This is a genomic window from Paenibacillus sp. SSG-1 (assembly GCF_002224835.1).
Taxonomy (GTDB): Bacteria; Bacillota; Bacilli; order Paenibacillales; family Paenibacillaceae; genus Paenibacillus_AQ; species Paenibacillus_AQ favisporus.
This window is the reverse complement of the sequence record NZ_MBRK01000001.1, coordinates 5,055,676-5,074,966: the sequence shown is the minus strand read 5'-3', so window position 1 is coordinate 5,074,966 and position 19,291 is coordinate 5,055,676. Positions and strand designations below refer to the sequence as shown.

The window sequence follows — 19,291 nt, the reverse complement described above, 5'->3', positions numbered from 1 at the left end:
GGGAGTCAATCGTGGGATGGAAGGCAGAGGCAGACGGTGGTGAGCGTTACGTACTGAACGTGTATCGGCCCGGTGAGGAACAGGGGGAGGCTGCGCTGCGGTTCAATCATTTGATCGAAGCGTGGAGCCCGCTGGACGGGTCCATCCTGGAAATTCCGATCGAAAGGGTGGATGCCCTGGCGGATGGAGGACTGACGATGTCCGGGTCTTCGGGGGAGATTGCTGCCGAAGCGAAATGGGAAACGGTGAAGGACAGCTGCGGCGGCTACGACGTCACCCTTCATTTAACGTATAACGGGAACGTTCCCAAAAATATGGGGCTGACTTTGCGGGCGGAGGTGCTCGGTCCAGGGAAACCGGACTGGATGATCCCCGGCGCTTTCTATAAGGAAAACCGTTTTGAGAAAAATTTACGGCGCTATCCCCGCTACGACTACCGGGGCGGAGACCCGGAGCAGATGGTATCGGATTATTGGTCCTTCCGCTCGGACCGGGCGGCGCTGCCGGTAGTGTTTGCCTGGAATGATGCGCTGTGCGGCGCGCTCTGCACGGAAGAAATGTCGGAGCTGGGCTTGACTGGCCTCGGTTTCCGGGGCAACGCGGACGGAACGGCGGTCTGGCTGAACTTCCCGTACCGGGAAGAGCCGGTGACGTTCGTCGGCGAGCCGGTTCCGGCCCCTGCGGATCTGGCGTCCGCACGGTTTGAGCCAGGGCAGCAGGTGACGCTGCGCTACCGGGTATATACGGCGGTCGGCGATCCTCATGCGTACGATCCGTTTGTGCGTCGGATGTACCGGCTCCATGCCGAGACCTACCCGCTCCGGCCATGGATGGATCTGGACGAGGCGGCGCAGCTGACCGCCCACGGACTGTTTACGTGGCATTATCGTCCGGAGCACCGCATATTGTACGAAACGGCGGCGTTTGACCGCGAGTTGAACAACAACGTTAAAGGGCAGGGGGACCGCCCCCATATGCACGTGGGCTGGGTCAGCGGAGCGCCTTACGCGCATGCGCTGCTCCAATATGGACGCAGACAGGGCATTGCCGAATACACATCGGCCGGAATGGATGTGCTGAGCAAAATCGCCGAAGGCTTGTCGCCGAGCGGCATTTTCTGGGCGTCCTGGATCGAAGGCCGGGGCTGGAACGCCGGCTGGAATCCGAAGCCCGATTGGCTGCAGGCGAGAACGGCGGCCGAAGCGACGCTGTTCATGGTCCGGGCGCTGGATTTTGAGCGCGGGCAGGGAGCATCCCATCCGGACTGGGAAGCGGCGGCCCTGTCGAACTTGAACTTTGCGGCTTCCTGCCAGCGAAGCGACGGCAATTTCGGCTCCTATTACCATGCGGAGACCGGTGAGGTCGAAGAATGGGACGGCGCCGGCGGCATGCTGTGGATCGGGGCGCTGCTTGAAGGCGCGGCCTTGTTCGGGGAACCGCGGTTTGCGGAAGCCGCCGAGTGTGCCGGCAGCTATTACGAGAAGTTTATCAGGGATGAATATATTTACGGCGCTCCGGAGGATGTGCATCTGACGCCGACCTCGGAAGACGCCTATAACGCCGTCGCCGCCTATGTGCTGCTGTACGAGTATGACCGGCAGCCGAAGTGGCTGGAGCTCGCATCCAGCGCGGCGGACTGGATGATGACGTTCCGCTGGACGTATAATCTGTGCTTCCCGCGCCACACCCTGCTGGCGCAGTATGATTTCCGTTCGCGCGGCGCGGATCAGGCGTCCACGTCGAACCAGCATCTGCACAATTACGGCCTGTTCTGCGTGCCGGAAATGCTGCGGTTGTGGAAGCATTCCGGCGACCGGTATTACCTGGAACGCACCCGCGACCATATCGCCTGCTTCCTGCAGTTTATCGCGCGGGAGGACGGGGACTTCAATGCCTATAAAGGCATGGTCACCGAGCGTTATTACAACACGAACTGCTTCCAGCCCAAAGGAATGATGCTGACCCTGTCACACTCCTGGTGCATCGGCTTGATTCTGTACGCGTCCCAGGAGGCGGCGGAATACGCAGCGGAGTTGGGGCTGAGCGAGCTGCTTGAAGGCTGAAGGATCGGAAACCGAGGGACTGAAAACTGAAGGATCAAAACAGATCTAAAGACTGATGGATCGAGAACAGATTCGAATACCAAGAGGTCGAAAACCGTAAGCTGCTTGCTGGAGACAAAAAAACGCTGTCTGTTCTTTATGAAAATACGCCGGTAGACGTTCTTCATCCTATCGAAACCGCCTTCCAGCGAGACAAGGATTTCATAACCCAAAAGCGGATGGCTTGAAGGTGCCTAGCTTTATGCCCGCGAAAAAGAATAAGGAAATCCATGAAATCGCTTAGGCGAGATGAGATGCAGGACGAATACGGGAGGGGACAACGTATGTTATTTGCAGGAATTGATATCGGAACGACATCGATCAGCGCCGTGCTGATTTCGGCTGCGTCAGGCCGGGCGGTCCGCGTGGCAACTTGTGCGAACGATGCATCGGTTCGGGGGGAGCACAGCTGGGAACGGCTGCAGGATCCGCAGCGGATTATGGAGCAAGTTCGAGGGCTGCTTGCGGAATGCCAAGAGGAATGGCCGGACGTTGCTGCGGTCGGAATTTCCTGCCAGATGCACGGCATTCTTTATGTCAACGGAGATGGCCAAAGCGTCAGTCCGCTCTATACCTGGCAGGACGGGCGGGGAGACGAGCGGATGGAGGACCGGGATGCTTCTTACGCACGATATCTTCGGGAAATCACGGGTTATCCGGCAGCCAGCGGCTACGGACTGGTGACGCACTTTCATCATGTGAAAAACGGGAACGTTCCCAAAGATGCGGTCTACTTATGCACGATCGGCGATTACGTGGCTATGCAGCTGACGGGCGCCACCAAACCGCTCATGGATCCTTCTAACGCGGCCGGGATCGGATTGTTTTCGGCAAGCAAGCGCTGCTTTGATGAAGAAGCGCTGCGGCGGGCCGGGATGGATGCATCCATCCTGCCGCCCGTATGCCAGGGCACGGAGCCGGCCGGTAGAACGCCGGACGGCAAGCCCGTAGCATGCGCGATCGGCGACAACCAGGCGAGCTTCCTCGGTTCGGTATCGCAGCTGGAGCGGACGCTGCTCGTCAACGTCGGGACCGGCTCGCAAATTTCCATTTACACGGACAACGACGTGTCTCCGGAGGAGTTGGATGCTGCGGCCGGCCTTGAAATTCGGCCGTTTCCGGGAGGCGGCTCGCTGCTGGTAGGTGCCCCCCTTAGCGGGGGCAAGTCCTACGCCATGCTGCTGGCGTTCTTTCAAGAGGTGGGCAGAGCCTTCGGCACGTCTCCGGATGAAGGCGAGATCTACGAGCGGATGAATGAATGGGCCCGGGAGGCAATTCGGCGCGGGGATGAGCCGCTTCAGGTTCAGACCCAGTTTTACGGAACACGGCAGGATCCGGGCCTTCGAGGGGCCATCCGCGGCATCGGGCCGGACAATTTCACGCCCGGCCATCTGGCCGCAGGCTTCCTGCAGGGCATGGCCGACGAGCTGATGCAGTACGTCGGCGCGCTGCCGGCGGGGCTGCGCGGCAGCATCTCGGCTGCAGCAGGTTCGGGCAACGGCATCCGCCGGAACCCTCTCCTCCGAGAGATGCTGGAAGCGAAGCTCGGGCTGACGCTTGAGCTTCCGCCCGGGGAGGAAGAGGCGGCCTATGGAGCGGCCGTGTACGGCGCAGCGGCGGCCGGATATTATCCCGATGTCCGGTCCGCGCTTAGCGAAATGAGGAAAGGGTGAACTTGCGATGGACATGGATACAGTCGAGACAAGTACAACGCGCCAGCCGCAGGAATGGGGACGCTTCAAACTGTCGGTCATTCATACGACCCCGGTTACGGTCGGTCCCTTAAGGGACCTGGCGCAGCAGTTGATGCCCGGCCTCCGCGTCATCAATCTGGTGGACGACTCGATCCTGCCGGAGCTGGCGGAGAACGGCGGGGACGTCGGAGCCATCGCCGGGCGGTGGAGGCAGTATGCGCACATTGCGGAGCGGCAGGGCGCGGACTGTATTCTGAACGCCTGCTCCTCCATCGGGGAGCTGTGCGCTGCCGTACAGCCGGAGATTGCGGTGCCGATCGTGCGCATCGACGAAGCGATGGCGGAGCATGCGGTGCGCTCCGCCGGCACCATCGGCGTAGCGGCCACGCTGGCCACGACGCTCGGGCCGACGCAGCGGCTGCTGCAGCAGCAGGCGGAGCGGCTCGGAAGAGAAGTCCGGCTGGTGCCGGAGGTGATCTCTTCCGCGTACGAGCGCCTGCTGGCCGGCGACCGGCAGGGCCATGACGAAGTGCTGGCCGAGACGCTGGCCCGGATGGCCGGTACGGCAGACATCGTCGTATTGGCCCAGGCGTCGATGGCGCGGGCGGTGGAAGGTCTGCCCCCGGAGGAACGCAGCCGCTTTCTGACCAGCCCCGCCTTCGGAATGGGGCGCGTGCGTGAGCAATTGTCGGCGAACAGAATGAACTGAGCAGACTTCACTGAACAGATTTAACTATAGAACGGATTTAACTGAACAACAGACTTAACTGAAGAACAGACTTAACTGAAGAACAGACTTAACTGAAGAACAGACTTAACTGAAGAACAGACTTAACTGAACAACAGACTTTATGGACGGAAGCAAGGTCCGTTTTTCAGATTTACAAGAGAGTAGCGAGAGGAGTTTTTACCCTATGACGACCCAAGCAGGAGCTGCGGGACGTTCCAACGTCCTGACGCTGAAGCAGGCCCTTGAAGCCGCCGAAGCCGGAAAGTACGCGATCGGTTCGTTTTCACCGCGCTATACGTCCATGATCGCCGCCGTTCTGGCGGCAGGGCAGGAGGCAGATTCGCCGCTGATCGTCCAGATTTCGCAGAAGGAGCTGATCCGGTACGGCATTACGCCGAAGGCATTTGCGGAGGAATTTTACCGCCAGCTGGAGGAGCAGCAGATCACCGTTCCGGTGGTGCTTCACCTGGACCACACGAAGGACATGGCGGTCATCGCCGAGGCCATCGAAGCGGGCTTTACCTCCGTCATGATCGACGCGTCGGAAAAGCCGTTCGAGGACAACGTCCGCGAGTCCAAAGAAGCGGCCGACTATGCCCATGCCAGAGGCGTCTCGGTTGAAGCCGAGCTCGGCATGATCGGCACGACCGATTTCGTCGAGACGGAAACCGACGAAGAGCTGTACACCGATCCCGATGAGGCGGCGGAGTTCGTTCGGCTGACCGGAGTGGACGCGCTGGCGGTATCGTGCGGCACCGCGCATGGCGTCTACAACGTGAAGCAGCCGAAGGTCGACTATGCGCGCCTAGAGGCGATCCGGGCACTGACCCCGGTGCATCTGGTGCTGCACGGCGGTTCGGGCGTTCCGGCCGGTATGATGCAGCAGGCGTTCACCCTGAACGGGGGCGGCGTCAGCAAAGTGAATATCGCGACAGACCTGGAACTGTCACTGCTCGCGGCACTGGGCCGGGAGGAGCGCATGACGGACGCGGAGTGCCGGGCACTGGCGCCGGATCAGCTGGCTGCAGGCCGCGAAGCCGTCAAGCAGACGGTCATGAACAAGATGAAGGATTTCGTGCTGAGCGCCGGAAAGGCCGGACGCTTTTTCCAATAAACCGGATTCATCCTTACACCCAAGTAACCATGGATTGGAGCTGAACCACGTATGAAGGACAAAAAGCTGTACATGATCGGCAATGCGCATCTCGACCCGGTGTGGCTGTGGCAGTGGCAGGAGGGCTTTCAGGAAGCAAAAGCGACCTTCCGCTCGGCCCTCGACCGGATGAAGGAATCGGAGGATTTTATTTTTACGTCCAGCTCGGCGGCCATGTACGAGTGGATCGAAAACAACGAGCCCGCGATGTTCGAGGAAATCCGCGCACGCATCAAGGAAGGCCGGTGGAACATCGTCGGCGGCTGGTGGATCCAGCCCGACTGCAACATTCCGGGGGGCGAATCCTTCGTTCGCCAGGGCTTGTACGGCCAGCGTTATTTTAAAGAAAAGTTCGGGGTGACTGCCAAAGTCGGCTACAACGTCGACAGCTTTGGCCACAACGCCATGCTCCCGCAAATTTTAAAAAAGAGCGGGATGGACTACTACGTGATGATGCGCCCGATGCCTAACGAAAAAGGCCTGCCCAGCCGGCTCTTCTGGTGGCAGTCCGACGACGGGTCCAAGGTGCTGACGTTCCGCATTATGTTCGAGTATCTGTCCTGGGGCAAAGATCTGGAGAATCACGTACGCCGCTGCCTCGGCGAGTTCAAGGAACCGCTGAACGACTTGATGCTGTTCTATGGCGTGGGTAACCACGGGGGAGGGCCGACCAAGGAAAATATCGAGAGCATTCGGCGCCTGAATGATGCGCCCGATCTGCCGAAGCTCGAGTTCGCTACGCCTGACCGGTACTTCAAGGACATGGAAGCTTCCGGACTTGATTTTCCGGTTGTGCACGACGACCTCCAGCATCACGCCAGCGGCTGCTATGCCGCGCATTCCGGCATCAAGCAGTGGAACCGCCAGGCGGAGAACCGGCTGATTGCGGCGGAGAAGTTCTCCGCGCTCGCTTCATGGATCACGGGGCAGCCGTATCCTGAGGAATTCACGCGTGCTTGGAAAAACGTGCTGTTCAACCAGTTCCATGACATCCTGGCCGGAACGAGCCTGGAGCCGGCGTATGAGGACGCGAGATATTTGTTTGGGGAAGCGATGGCGATCGCAGACCGCTCGCTGAACTATGCGTTGCAGTCGCTGTCCTGGAACATCGGTATCGAGCAGGATGAATCGATGCGCCCGATCGTCGTGTTCAACCCGCATGCCTGGTCCAGCAAAGTGAACGTCGAGCTGGAGGTTGGCGGAATCAAGGACAACAGCGTGCTGGTCGACGATACCGGCAAGCCGGTGCCGTTCCAGACCGTCAAGTCGCAGGCCGCAGCCAGAGGCCGCTACCGTCTGAGCTTTATGGCCGAACTGCCGCCGCTCGGATACCGGGTCTACAAGCTGTTCCTGGAATCGGCTTCGCTGAAGCCGGTCGGGGAGCCGATCACGGCCAGCGATCTCGTCTTGGAAAACAGCCGGCTGCGGCTGGAGTTCGACAAGGACACGGGCTTTATCAAAAGCCTGCGGGACAAGAAGCTGGATCATGAGGTGCTGCGGGGCGAAGGGGCACGGCCGGTCGTCATCGACGACACCTCGGATACGTGGAGCCACGACGTGCTGCATTTTAACCGGACGGCAGGGCAGTTCAAGGCGGTGAGAGTGCAGCGCATCGAGCACGGGCCGGTCAAATCGGTCATCCGCGTAGTAAGCGAATACGGCAGCTCGCGGCTGGTGCAGGATTTTGCGATGTATCCGGACCGGGACCAAATCGACGTTCGCGTGACCGTGGACTGGCGGGAAAAGTTCAAAATGCTGAAGCTCGTCTTCCCGGTCAACTGCGTCTTCAGCCGGCATACGTACGAAATTCCTTACGGAACGATCGAGCGCGAGCATAACGGCGAGGAAGAGCCGGGTCAGAGCTGGGTTGACTATACGGGGATCGTTCCGGGATCGAACCGCGTGTATGGGCTGAGCCTGATGAATGACGCCAAGTACAGCTACAGCATCCACAACAAGGAGCTTGCACTGACCGTGCTGCGCAGCCCGATTTATGCCCATCACGATCCATACGTGCCGGAGGCGGACGGTGAGTATGCCTTTACCGACCAGGGCATTCAACAGTTCAACTATTCGCTTCTTCCTCATGAAGAGGGCTGGGAGCAGGCCGGCACCGTGCGCCGGGCCGCGGAGCTGAACTGCAAGCCGGTAGCCATCATCGAAACGTATCACGAAGGAAAGCTGCCGCAGACGGATTCGTATCTGTCGGTGGACCGGAACAACATTATCGTCAGCGCGGTGAAAAAAGCGGAGGATAACGACGATCTGATCCTGCGCGTGTATGAGACGGACAAAAAGGCGACGACGGCCGAAATCAGTCTCCCGAAATGGGAGCGCAGCATTCGTGCCGATTTCAAGCCGTCGGAAATCAAAACGTTCCGCGTGCCGGCGGACAAAAGCCTACCCGTGACGGAAACCAGCCTTCTGGAGTGGGACCTGTAATATGGGCCGCCGCGAAGAGACGGCTGCCGAGCTGCGGGCGGCCGGGAAATTCATGATGGTCACGGGGCTCGCCTGGGGCAATGCGGGCAACATCAGCGCCAGGCTGGATGATTCAAGCTTCCTGATCACGGCCACGGGGACGTTTCTGGGAGAACTGGGCGAAGGAGATTTCGCCGAGTGCGTTCTGGACGGCAGAGAGGCGCCGGCAGCCGCCGGGCCCAAGCCGTCCAAGGAAGTGCCGATGCACCAGGCCGTATATGACCTGCGGCCTGACGTGGGGGCCGTGCTGCATGCGTCGCCTTTTTACAGCACGCTGTTCGCCTGTGCCGATATTCCGCTTCCTTCCGGCTTGTTCGTGGAGACGATGTACTACCTGGAGCGTGTGGAACGCGTCCGGTACGCTCATCCCGGCTCGCTCGATCTTGGGGAAGCGGTCAGGGAGAAGGCGAAGCAGGCCAACGTACTGCTGCTGGAACACCACGGGGTGCTGGTCTATGACACCAGCATCAAGGAAGCGCGAATGGCGCTGCAGACACTCGAAATGGCCTGCCGGATGGTGATTGAATCCGGGAGCGCGGGCGTACGTCTGCAGGAGCTGCCGGATCCGGTCCGGCAGGACTTCCTGGAGCGCTCCGGCTACCGTCCGCGGAGGAGGTGGGACGGATGATCGGCGTCATTGCCGACGACATTACCGGCGCGAACGACATCGGCATCATGTTCGCCAAGGCGGGCGTGACGACGCATGTGTATCCGGCGGATGAGCTCCGGCACGGTCTGCCGGATCCGCAGCCGGACGTGCTCGTAGTGGACACAAACTCGCGGCTAGATGCCGCGGATCAAGCTTACGCCAAGGTGTATGCAGCGACGGTCGCCCTGCGCGCCGCCGGATGCACGCGGCTGATCAACAAAACGTGCTCAGTCTTCCGCGGCAACATCGGAGCGGAATTCGACGCCATGCTGGATGCGATGCATGCTTCGTTCGCGGTTGTCGTGCTCGGTTTTCCGAAGAACGGCCGCGTCACGCTGGACGGCATCCATTACGTGCACGGCAAGCCGCTGGCCGAGTCCGAATTCCGGCATGATCCGGTGCATCCGATGCAGGAGTCGGAGCTGACGGCGATCCTGCAGGCGCAGACAGAGCGGAAGGTGGCGATGCTCCCGATCGGCGTGGTGGAGCAGGGCGCCGAGGTTCTACGCGGGGAAATCAACCGGATGCGGGGCGAATGTACCTACCTGATTCTCGACGTCCGCGATCAGCAGTCGCTGCGGATCATCGCCGAGGCGGTACTGGATGAGCCGCTGCTGTGCGGCAGCTCCGGCCTCTATGAGGAGCTCGCGCCGCTGCTGAAGCGTGCGGATGCGGACCCGGAAAGCTCAGATCGATCCACTACCGGGCATGTGGAAAATGAGGCGCTGTACAAAAGGGCTGACCTGGGAGCAGATGAAGGAGAACGAACAGGGAAAAACTTGGCCTCTGCCGGGACCGGGCCGCATGGCGGGCAAGTTGATAGGGCGGCTGCTGACCTTATTGAAAATAGCGGGTTACTGAGCAAAGATGCAGACGCCCCGCAGGACAACGCAGGCTTAGCCGGTCATGCCACCAGGGGCGAAGGGGTGCTGCTCGCGGCAGGCAGCCTGATGCCGCAAACCGCAGCGCAGATTGCTTGCGCCCGGGAGGCGGGCGTTACGATCATCGAGCTCGATTCCTTGCTGCTGCTGGAACCAGCACTCAAAGGGGGGCACATCGCCGATGTCGTACGGCGGGCCGGCGCGGAGCTGGCATCCGGACGCGATGTGCTGATCCATGCATCGAACGATGCCGGCAAGCGGGCAGCGACCCGCAAGCGGGCGGAGGAGCTCGGCCTGTCGGGGACGGTGCTCTCGCGCATCGTCTCGGATGAGCTGGCCGGCGCTGTAGCCGATGTCGCGGAGCGTGCCAGGCAGCGCCGGATCGTCATCGCCGGCGGCGAAACCTCTGCTGCCGTTTGCGGCCGGCTGGGCATCACCGGGCTGCGGGTGCTGGAAGAGATTGAGCCGGGGCTGCCCTCCTGTATGTCGCTGGACGGCAAGGCGCGTCTGCTGGTGTTGAAATCGGGCAGCTTTGGCAGCCCGGAGTTTATCGTCAAAGCCATCGAACATTTGAAGGGAATGAACATCCATGGGGAGAGTGACTGCGATGAGCGCGATCTTTGAGCAGCTGTTTGCGAAATATCCGGATCTTCAGCCGTGCCGGGACGCGGTTTGGCAGGCGTATGAGGCGATGGAGGCTTCTTTTCGCCGGGGAGGCAAAATGCTCCTCGCCGGCAACGGCGGCAGCGCCGCCGACTGCGAGCATGTCGTGGGCGAGCTGATGAAGGGCTTTATGCTGAAGCGGACTTTGCCGCCGGCCGAACGCGATAAGATGCTCATTCACGGCGAGGAAGGCGCTTATATCGCCGACCGGCTGCAGGGTGCGCTGCCGGCCATCTCCCTCGTCAGCCAGAGCGGCCTGTCGACCGCGTTCATCAACGACGTTGCCGCCGATATGGCGGTGGCCCAGCAGGTGTACGGCTATGGCCGGTCGGAGGATACGCTGGTCGTGTTCAGCACGTCCGGCAACTCGGCGAATGTGGTTCGTGCCGTTCAGGTGGCCAAATCCCTCGGGATGACCACGATCGGCCTGACCGGCCGCACCGGCGGACGCCTGAAGGAGCTGTGCGACATTGCCGTCTGCGTTCCTTACGACGGCACGCCGGATATCCAGGAAAGGCATCTGCCGATTTACCATACGCTGTGCATGATGCTGGAGGAGGCATTTTTCGCATGAGCACACTGCTGGGAGGCCTCGATATCGGCGGAACGAAATGCGCGGCCGTGCTTGGCAGGGCGGAAGGAGACCGGATCGAAATCGTGGGCAAGCGCAGCTTCCCGACGCCGGACACGCCGGAGGAAGCGATGGCGTCGCTGTGCGGTGAGCTGGCCGGCCTGGCCGCTTCGGCCGGCGGGGGGGAGCCGCTTGCGGCCGTCGGCGTCAGCTGCGGCGGCCCGCTTGACAGCCGGCGGGGACGGATTCTCTCCCCGCCGAACCTGCCCGGCTGGGGCGACATCGACGTCCTCACGCCGCTCCGGGAGCGCTTCGGCGTACCCGCCGCGCTCCAGAATGACGCCAACGCCTGCGCCCTCGCCGAATGGCGGTGGGGGGCCGGGCGCGGGGCGTCCAGCATGATCTTCCTGACCTTCGGGACAGGAATGGGCGCGGGTCTGATCCTGAACGGAGCTCTGTATGCCGGCGCAAGTGACATGGCCGGTGAGGTCGGCCATATCCGCCTGGCGGAGGAGGGGCCGGTCGGCTACGGCAAGGCCGGCTCTTTTGAGGGCTTTTGCAGCGGCGGGGGCATCGCCCGCCTGTTTGCCGGTTTGAAGGAAGCGGCGGCAGAGACTGCCGCGCGATTCTCCGCCGGCGCCGGAGGGATGGCCCCGCAATCCGGAGGGAGCGGGGAGGCTGCATGGACGGCGAAGGACGTGTTTGAGGCGGCTGCCGCCGGGGACGCGCTGGCGCGCGAAGCGGTGGGCATCATCGGCCGCAAGCTCGGCCGGGGCTTGGCCGTCCTCGTCGATACGCTCAATCCGGAGCGGATCGTAATCGGCAGCATTTATGCGCGCCAGGAACAGGTGCTCCGGCCGATCGTGCTGGAGGAGCTGCGGCGTGAAGCGCTGCCGGGGACGCTTGCGGCCTGCCGGATTCTGCCGTCGGAGCTCGGCGAGCATGTCGGGGATGCGGCCAGCTTGTCCGTTGCGCTTCACGCGCTGGGGGAGCATCAACGAGGGAATAATTGATCCGGGAAACCGAAGGTGGATCGGCGAACTTTTAACAGATGATAACAGGTTCATTATAACGTTTGTGATACAAGATTCGCGGCCTGAAGGCATGGAAGTGCAGAGCCCTCAGGCCTTTGACGTATAGATAGTTGGAAATTGACATGTTCGTCATTTTGGGAGCAGCAGGGGGAATCGTTGATGAGTATCGAAGGGCAAGGTGCGTTTCATTCCAGTGAAAACCTTGGGGCGGACGGCGTGGAGAAAGCTCTGCTCCGGCCGTTTGGCCTTTCCGTTCGGCTTCAGTCGGGGACGGAAGCGGTTCGGCTGCAGCTGACAGGGTCGGAAACAGAGAAAGGTTCGACGGAACAGGGTTTTTTTGAAGAAACCCGGTTCCACTACCGAAGCGAAGATGAGTCCATTCAGGCCCGGATTTTTGTGCGCGAGAAGGCAGGCGGCACGATGCTGGTCTCCGTGGAAGCCGGCATCGCCAATGAAAATGATTTCGGCAAGCAGCGCTCATTCGCAGGGGAGCATGCGGTCATGCTGACACTGCGGCCCGCTGGGCAGATCGAGGGGCTGATGGCCAACTACCAGCATAAGGACTGGTGGACCCGCCCACATTTTGGCACCGATCTGGCCGGTTTGCCGGAGAAAATACAGTCGTTGCTGTGGAAGACAGCAGGCGAATATTGCCACCTGCTTCCGGTGACGGGGCCGATGTGGCGTGCGGATGCCGCCGGAGCCGAGGAAGGGATTACGCTTCGATTATCCGCTTATGAGGAAGGCCATACCCGCTGTGAAGCGCTGGTGTTTGCCTTTGCGGCCGGGAGCGATCCGTACGATCTCGTCAAGCGCAATGTAGCTTCCGCGCTGAAAGAGCTGGATTATCCGACGCTGCCGAGGGAACAGAAGCCGTTTCCCGCGATGCTGGACAAGCTCGGCTGGTGCAGCTGGGACGCTTTTTACCACCAGGTCAGCGAAGAAGGGCTGCTTGCCAAAGCCGCCGAGCTGCAGCAGCTTGGGCTGCCGGTCGGCTGGGTGATGATCGACGACGGCTGGTCCGATATTTCTGCAGGCAAGCTGTCTTCCTTTGAAGCGGATCCCGTCAAATTTCCCGGCGGTTTGAAGCGTGCCGTGCATGCACTGAAGGAGCGGTACGGCATCCGCCATGTTGGGGTATGGCACACCATCGCCGGTTACTGGGGCGGCATTCTGGAGGACAGCCCGATCGCCAGAACGTATGCGGACCATCTGTACCGGGTGCCCCGGGGCAATCTCATCCCTTATCCGGAAGCCGGCAAAGGCTTTGCCTTCTGGCATGCCTGGCACGGATTTTTGCGCCGCCAGGGCGTCGATTTCGTCAAGGTGGACAGCCAAAGCGCGGTTCTGAACTACCTGCAGGGGCGCATGCCCATAGGCCAGGCAGCCGCGGCTGCGCACGAGGCGCTGGAGGCTTCGGTTGCGCTGCATTTTGACGGGACGATCATCAACTGCATGGGCATGGCGTCCGAAAATATATGGCACCGGCCGAAGTCGGCCGTTTCGCGCAACAGCGACGATTTTGTGCCGCAGGAGAAGCGCGGCTTTCCGGAACATGCGCTGCAGAACGGCTACAATTCCTTTTACCATGGGGCTTTTTACTGGGGAGACTGGGATATGTACTGGTCCAAAAACCACGACGACGTGCAGAGTGCGGTGCTGCGTGCGGTGAGCGGAGGTCCGGTCTATATCAGCGACGCTCCGGGAAATACCGATCCGTCGCGCATCTGGCCTTTGATCTATGCAGACGGCACCGTCATCCGCTGCGACGAAACAGCCAATCCGACCCCGGACTGCCTGCTGCTGAATCCGGCCGATGAGCATGTTCCTCTTAAACTGTGGAACTGGGCGGGCAGCGCAGGGGTTGTGGCGGCTTTTCATATCAGCGGGGATTCTGCTCAGGTTATGGGTTCGATCGGACCGGCCGATGTGCCGGGACTCGGCGGCGGGGAATTCGCCGTGTACGACCATTTTGCCGGCAAGGGCTGGCTGATGCGCGCCGACGAGCAGACCCCGATCCGTCTGGAGGAAGGAGGCTGCGCCCTCTATGCGGTCGTCCCGGTTACGGGCAGCGTTACCCCGGTTGGGTTGGCCGACAAATACATTTCGCCGGCGGCGGTTGCCGGGTGTACTGAGGTAGGCGAGGTGACAAACGTCCGCTTGCGGGAAGGCGGCCGGTTCGTGTTTGCTTCCAGAACGGCGCCTTTAAGCGTTACCGCAAACGGCCTGACGGTAGAGGCATCTCCGATCGGGGGCGGCACCGGCGATTTTTATGAGGTTCTCTGCGGGGAGCCCGGCCAACCGGTGCAGATCGAAATCGTCTCGGCGTAAAAGCCGCATGAAGGCTTTGATGAAAAAAATAGCAAAAGCAGCTCGTTCATCTGATGACAAACGAGCTGCTTTAACTATTTTCGCTGCAATATCAAGATCTTGTTGTGATGGCCAACCCGCTGAACGACACGGGGCCTACGACATCCGTTTTTGGATTTGCCGTGGTGTTCTCGGCGGAGAACGATTGGACGATGAATATGGCGATTTTAAGTTGATGCCAATATATAGGTATATTCCTTGCCTCCTTATCTTCCGGATTTATGGATCACCCTCCGTTGGACTCGTTGACTGCCGCATAGGTACATATTCATATAAATAGGAGGAGCTGCGGTAATTTGCAGTGTATTGGTAACTTTTAGAAAAATATTACCAGCAAGACCTATTTTGAAAACCGCTGTCGGCACATCGGATTTAAAATTTTATAGACGAAAAGAATCATTTTTCCGGGAAATTTGATGAAATGGATGTACGCAGTGTGCGGTCTAGTATACGATCAAACGGAGCTTTTGGCTGATTCCATAAATAAAGTCGAATGAAATGATAACGGAGGGATAGCAATGAAAATATCGAAGTCGATGATCGCAAAGATAATACTTGGGGGCGTCTGCTTGGTAGGCATCGGATGCACCGACCGAACATTGAGCTCGGCAGATGGCGTGTTGGATCAAACGAAACAGAACGGCAGCGAAATCGTCGTTCCGCATAATGAGCGCTTGTTTTTGTCCACCGACAAGAAGTGGATTAATGAGGAAGGGCATCAGTCCGACCTGATCCGGCTGCAGTGGACGGCCGATCGCGCCAAACCCGCGATTGCCTGGGCCGACGAAAACGGGAAGGATAAGACCGCCATCATCTCCCACGACAAAGCGAATAATCCCGAGCAGCACGACCATAAACACCTCTCGTTTGAGACGACGATGTCGCCGGACGGTCAATATGCGGACCAGCTGTTCACGCGGCTGGAAATTCCCTACGACATGGACGTCAGCGAAATCCGTACCCAATCATCCAATTTTAATGTGATGAACGGCATCCTGCGGGTTGCGGGCGAAACCGGGTCGAACCGGGACCTCCAGTTCAGCGTTGCCGGCGAAGACAACAAAACGACGCCGAGATGGGCCGTTCGGGCGGACAGCACGAAAGAGAAGGGCGGCAACACAGGGTCCGACCTCCAATTCGTCCGCTATGGCGACGACGGCGAAGTGGTCGATTCCCCGCTGACGATGCAGCGGAGCGACGGCAATGTCGGAATCGGCACCGATGAACCGGACACCAAGCTGGATGTAAACGGAGACAAGCTCCGCATCCGTGAGAAGCATACGCCGAAATCATCCACCGAGCCCTGCAGTCAGGGACAAATGGCCTGGGACGACCAGTACGTATATGTGTGCGTTGCCCAAGACAACTGGAAGCGGACGGAACTCTCGTCCTGGTAAGGACTGCTCTCCCCGGCGGATGCTGGATACCCCGGCAGCGTATGCTGTTGGGGGCAGTGGGGCTGCGTGATGCACGTTCCGGGCTGGGAGGGTGTTATCTTCAAGTCCTACATGCTACGATTGGGATATAAAAAAATATACATAAGGCTCCCGTAGAGGAGCCCTTTTTGGAGAGGAGGAATCGGGATGCTGCTTTCTTTGGATATCGGCACGACTCATATCAAAGCAGGGGTGTTCGGGAACGACGGCTCGGAAATGGCTGTCGTCTCGGCACCGAACCCGAAGGCGCAAGGCCCCTCCGGTACCACTGTCTATGACCCGGATGTGCTGTGGGAGACCGCGGCCGGTTTGATCCAGCAGACGGTAGAGCGTCTTGGAGAGCGGGACGAAGCGATCGATGCCGTCGGGATTACGAGCATGGCGGAGAGCGGCCTGCTGCTGAATCCAGCGGATGGGAGAGCGCGCACTCCGATGCTGCCCTGGTTCGAAACCTGCTCGGCACCGCAGGCGGAGCGGATCAGGCAGGAGGTGGATGAACGGGAGCTCTTCCGCATGACCGGACTGCGCACGTCGTTCAAACACGGCCTGCCGAAGCTGCTGTGGCTGCGGGAAGCGTACCCGGACGCCTTTGACGGCAGCGTATGGTTGTCCGCCGCGTCATACATCGCTTACCGGCTGACCGGCAGGATCGCCGAGGATGAGACGCTGGCGGCTAGAACTTACGCATACCGGATTGACAGCCGCGCCTGGAATGAGCCGCTGATCCGCAGCTTCGGGCTGGATCCGCAGCTGTTTCCGCCCATTCAGCCGGCGGGAACGCCAGTGGGCACGGTACTGCCGGCCATGGACGGCCTCGGCCTCGGCAAAGCGCCGGTCATCCTGGCCGGACATGACCATGTGTGCGCCTCGCTGGCCTGCCCGGACGGCCCGGACAGCACGTACAACTCGATGGGGACCGCCGAAACGCTGGTCGGGACGTTCCCCCTGCGTCCCCTGGGGGATGCCGACGATGCATCGGGCTTGTCTTTCGGCATTCATCCGGTGCCGGGCCGCATGTACTGGATGGGAGGACATTCTTCGTCCGGCGGTTCGGTAGAGTGGGCCCGCGAAGCCTTATCGGATGCCGGCATGTCCTACCCGGATATGATGCGGCTGCTGGATGAGGCGGGCGGGCAGCCCACCGGCATTTTGTATTATCCGTATTTGACCGGAAGCGGCGCCCCTCATCCCGAGCCCGGTGCCCGGGCCGCATTTATCGGCTTGGACGCCAAGCATAAGAAGGGGCACCTGATCCGGGCGGTGCTGGAAGGAAACGCCTATCAGCTGGAGCTGCTGCGGGAGCGCGCCGAACGGGTCGGCGGCAGTCCGATCCGGCGGATGCACGTGGTCGGCGGCGGAGCCCGGAACAGCCACTGGCTGCAGATCAAGGCCGATGTATCGGGCGTCCGTCTGACCATGACCGGCGCAGCGGAGGCCTCGCTGCTCGGGGCTGCCCTGGCCGCCGCTGTCGGGGCCGGCCTGTACCCGTCCTTCCGCGAAGCGGCGGCTGCTGTAACCTACCCCGAGGCGAAGGTGTACGAACCTGATCCGGAACGCCATCTGATGTACCGGAAGCTGTACGAGCAAGGCTTTCTCGGCCTGCTCCAGCCCTTGCTGTCCTATTACAAAAGCAGCTCCTGACCGAAATCAGGAGCTGCTTTTTTATAAACTAACGTCTTATTCTTTTGTAAATTCAATCGTGCTGCGCACGGTGTCAATCGGACGCACCATCTTTTCGATCTGCTCGCGTTTCGGCTCCAGGAATGGAGGCAGGGACAGCTTTTCGCCCAGCGTTTCGTAAGGCTCGTCGCCCATAAAGCCAGGGCCGTCGGTCGCCAGCTCGAACAGAATTTGCGGCGCCACCCGCGCATACAGCGACTCAAAGAAGTGACGATTCACGTAACCCGAAGTCGAGAACCCGAATTCGTCCAGGCGGGTGATCCATTGTTCCAGCACGGCGCGGTCCTCAACACGGAATGCCGCGTGATGCACCGTACCGAAGCCTTGGCGGGCTGGCGGCAGCACGGCATTATATTCCACGACGACCTGAGCCCCGTTGCCGCCTTCGCCGACTTCAAAGAGGTGGTAGGAGCCTTCCTGGCCGATTTCCTTGAACTCGAATACTTTCTCCAGCATTTCTTTGAAGTAATCGAAATTGGCGATTCTCACAAAGACCGGGCCCAGGCCCGTGATGGCGTACTCCAGCGGAATTGGCCCTTTTTCCCATGGGGTTCCGGAAGGAACACCCTCGTTGTGCTCGTCGGAAATGAGCTGGTACTGCTGGTCGTCGAAGTCGACGAAAGAGAGCGTCTTTTTACCAAACTTCTCTTTAATGCCGTAATGCTGAACGTTCAGGCGGTCAAAGCGCTTCACCCAATAGCTCAGTGCCGCATCGCTCGGAACGCGGAACGACGTTTTGGCGATTTCGTTGGTGCCGTGAACGCCTTTCGGAATGCCGGGAAAATCAAAGAATGTCATGTCGGTTCCCGCGCTCCCTTTGTCATCGGCAAAGAACAAATGATAAGTCTGGATGTCGTCCTGGTTTACCGTTTTTTTGACCAGGCGCATGCCCAGCACATAGGTGAAAAACTGATAGTTTTTTTCCGCGCTGCTCGTAATCGCAGTCACGTGGTGAATTCCTTTTAATCCGTTCATCATAATTCCTCCTTATAATTAAGCTTCCCTTAAAACTGTTTTTCCATGAATGAAATGGCTTGCGCCAATTCCTTGTTATAAAGAATCTTTAATTTAAGATAAATATAGCACGTTGTTTCCGATGTGTCAAACGTTTGGCGATTCATCGGCAAAAACCTAGAGATCTATGGCAAATTATCGGGATAAAGTATGGGGCCTGAACTAATCGTCCACCGGAACCCAAAATAAAAACCCGGTATCGCTGGACACCGGGTTTCACAGGCAAAGATTCCTTTTGGTCATTTCTCAAGGGACATCAGGGGGCTAGTACAGCCGGCTTGAACACTTCTTCACACCATGTGCGGAAGCTGGTGTCAGAAGGCTGTGCCTTTTGTAAATCGTCGTCGTAGATGCCTTCATTTTGGGCAATGACCATATCCATGTAATCCTTGACCCAAGCCTCCGATCCAAAGCGAGATAGGGTAGCTTTATACTCAGCAATGGAAACCTGCTGAAAGCGAATCGGACGCTCGAGCACTTCAGACAAGACATGCGCCATTTCATTGGGTGTTAAAGAATCGGGGCTGACGACCGGGACACTGTCTTGACCGCTCCAGGATTCATCGAGCAAGAGTGCTGCTGCTGTCGAGGCGATATCCCGGGTTGCGCAGAGCGGGAGCACCTGATCTCCAGCCGTAGGCATATAGAACGTTCCGTGGCTTTTGATGGATTCCAGATCATGAAACATATTTTCCATAAAGTACGGCATACGCAGTGAACGATAGCTTACACCTGTGCTTTCGATGAGCGCGTCCATCTCAAACGCTGCGGTTAATATCCCGGCATTTCTGCCGAAGCCACGCCCCAAGCTGGACACGCCCACCACTCTTTTC

14 protein-coding genes are annotated in these 19,291 nt (G+C 59.7%); 12 read left to right on the top strand and 2 right to left on the bottom strand.

The features are described from left to right. The first annotated feature begins 11 nt into the window (after nucleotides 1-11). The 12 genes from BCV73_RS23355 to BCV73_RS23300 all read left to right on the top strand — a co-directional run bounded on the left by BCV73_RS23355 (nucleotide 12) and on the right by BCV73_RS23300 (nucleotide 17,405). Nucleotides 12-2,063 (top strand): YyaL domain-containing protein, encoded by a 2,052-nt coding sequence (locus BCV73_RS23355; protein WP_089548712.1) that lies wholly within the window; start codon nucleotides 12-14, stop codon nucleotides 2,061-2,063. Nucleotides 2,064-2,386: 323 nt separating this feature from the next. Beyond that, nucleotides 2,387-3,775, top strand: coding sequence for a sedoheptulokinase (locus tag BCV73_RS23350; RefSeq protein WP_179232050.1), 1,389 nt, complete (start codon nucleotides 2,387-2,389; stop codon nucleotides 3,773-3,775). Between the two features lie 7 nt (nucleotides 3,776-3,782). Further along, the gene (locus BCV73_RS23345) at nucleotides 3,783-4,505 is read left to right on the top strand and encodes an aspartate/glutamate racemase family protein (RefSeq protein ID WP_089548710.1); all 723 of its coding nucleotides are present in this window, start codon (nucleotides 3,783-3,785) and stop codon (nucleotides 4,503-4,505) included. A 205-nt stretch (nucleotides 4,506-4,710) separates the two neighbouring features. Continuing rightward, nucleotides 4,711-5,640: a class II fructose-bisphosphate aldolase gene (locus tag BCV73_RS23340; protein WP_089548709.1), complete on the top strand. Its 930-nt coding sequence runs from the start codon at nucleotides 4,711-4,713 to the stop codon at nucleotides 5,638-5,640. 51 nt (nucleotides 5,641-5,691) lie between these two features. Then, complete coding sequence (locus tag BCV73_RS23335; protein WP_089548708.1) at nucleotides 5,692-8,121, top strand: alpha-mannosidase; 2,430 nt, start codon at nucleotides 5,692-5,694, stop codon at nucleotides 8,119-8,121. A 1-nt stretch (nucleotide 8,122) separates the two neighbouring features. Next, on the top strand, nucleotides 8,123-8,788 hold the full coding sequence (locus tag BCV73_RS23330) for a class II aldolase/adducin family protein (RefSeq protein ID WP_089548707.1): 666 nt from the start codon (nucleotides 8,123-8,125) through the stop codon (nucleotides 8,786-8,788). Beyond that, nucleotides 8,785-10,314 (top strand): four-carbon acid sugar kinase family protein, encoded by a 1,530-nt coding sequence (locus BCV73_RS23325; protein ID WP_089548706.1) that lies wholly within the window; start codon nucleotides 8,785-8,787, stop codon nucleotides 10,312-10,314. Before BCV73_RS23330 ends, BCV73_RS23325 begins: the two co-directional genes overlap by 4 nt. Beyond that, nucleotides 10,298-10,927 (top strand): D-sedoheptulose-7-phosphate isomerase, encoded by a 630-nt coding sequence (locus tag BCV73_RS23320; RefSeq protein ID WP_089548705.1) that lies wholly within the window; start codon nucleotides 10,298-10,300, stop codon nucleotides 10,925-10,927. Before BCV73_RS23325 ends, BCV73_RS23320 begins: the two co-directional genes overlap by 17 nt. Then, complete coding sequence (locus BCV73_RS23315; RefSeq protein ID WP_089548704.1) at nucleotides 10,924-11,937, top strand: ROK family protein; 1,014 nt, start codon at nucleotides 10,924-10,926, stop codon at nucleotides 11,935-11,937. The genes BCV73_RS23320 and BCV73_RS23315 overlap by 4 nt, the downstream gene beginning before the upstream one ends. Nucleotides 11,938-12,117: 180 nt before the next feature. Next, a complete protein-coding gene (locus tag BCV73_RS23310) occupies nucleotides 12,118-14,289 on the top strand; it encodes a Sip1-related alpha-galactosidase (protein ID WP_089548703.1) in 2,172 nt (723 codons plus the stop codon). Between the two features lie 557 nt (nucleotides 14,290-14,846). Then, nucleotides 14,847-15,725, top strand: a complete 879-nt coding sequence (locus BCV73_RS23305) for a hypothetical protein (RefSeq protein ID WP_076173776.1) — start codon at nucleotides 14,847-14,849, stop codon at nucleotides 15,723-15,725. Nucleotides 15,726-15,911: 186 nt separating this feature from the next. Beyond that, nucleotides 15,912-17,405, top strand: coding sequence for an FGGY-family carbohydrate kinase (locus BCV73_RS23300; protein ID WP_089548702.1), 1,494 nt, complete (start codon nucleotides 15,912-15,914; stop codon nucleotides 17,403-17,405). 36 nt (nucleotides 17,406-17,441) lie between these two features. Here the strand turns inward: BCV73_RS23300 and BCV73_RS23295 are convergent, their stop codons facing one another. Both BCV73_RS23295 and BCV73_RS23290 read right to left on the bottom strand, forming a co-directional pair. Beyond that, nucleotides 17,442-18,419, bottom strand: a complete 978-nt coding sequence (locus tag BCV73_RS23295; protein WP_089548701.1) for a ring-cleaving dioxygenase — start codon at nucleotides 18,417-18,419, stop codon at nucleotides 17,442-17,444. A 295-nt stretch (nucleotides 18,420-18,714) separates the two neighbouring features. Then, on the bottom strand, nucleotides 18,715-19,291 hold a 577-nt coding region (locus BCV73_RS23290; protein ID WP_218828176.1), incomplete at its 5' end, for an NmrA family NAD(P)-binding protein.

Excerpts from the sequence above, each read along its gene's own strand:
- BCV73_RS23350 (WP_179232050.1), top strand. The coding sequence starts at position 2,387 with ATGTTATTTGCAGGAATTGATATCGGAACGACATCGATCAGCGCCGTG.
- BCV73_RS23345 (WP_089548710.1), top strand. The coding sequence starts at position 3,783 with ATGGACATGGATACAGTCGAGACAAGTACAACGCGCCAGCCGCAGGAA.
- BCV73_RS23340 (WP_089548709.1), top strand. The coding sequence starts at position 4,711 with ATGACGACCCAAGCAGGAGCTGCGGGACGTTCCAACGTCCTGACGCTG.
- BCV73_RS23335 (WP_089548708.1), top strand. The coding sequence starts at position 5,692 with ATGAAGGACAAAAAGCTGTACATGATCGGCAATGCGCATCTCGACCCG.
- BCV73_RS23330 (WP_089548707.1), top strand. The coding sequence starts at position 8,123 with ATGGGCCGCCGCGAAGAGACGGCTGCCGAGCTGCGGGCGGCCGGGAAA.
- BCV73_RS23325 (WP_089548706.1), top strand. The coding sequence starts at position 8,785 with ATGATCGGCGTCATTGCCGACGACATTACCGGCGCGAACGACATCGGC.
- BCV73_RS23320 (WP_089548705.1), top strand. The coding sequence starts at position 10,298 with ATGAGCGCGATCTTTGAGCAGCTGTTTGCGAAATATCCGGATCTTCAG.
- BCV73_RS23315 (WP_089548704.1), top strand. The coding sequence starts at position 10,924 with ATGAGCACACTGCTGGGAGGCCTCGATATCGGCGGAACGAAATGCGCG.
- BCV73_RS23310 (WP_089548703.1), top strand. The coding sequence starts at position 12,118 with ATGAGTATCGAAGGGCAAGGTGCGTTTCATTCCAGTGAAAACCTTGGG.
- BCV73_RS23305 (WP_076173776.1), top strand. The coding sequence starts at position 14,847 with ATGAAAATATCGAAGTCGATGATCGCAAAGATAATACTTGGGGGCGTC.
- BCV73_RS23300 (WP_089548702.1), top strand. The coding sequence starts at position 15,912 with ATGCTGCTTTCTTTGGATATCGGCACGACTCATATCAAAGCAGGGGTG.
- BCV73_RS23295 (WP_089548701.1), bottom strand. The coding sequence starts at position 18,419 with ATGAACGGATTAAAAGGAATTCACCACGTGACTGCGATTACGAGCAGC.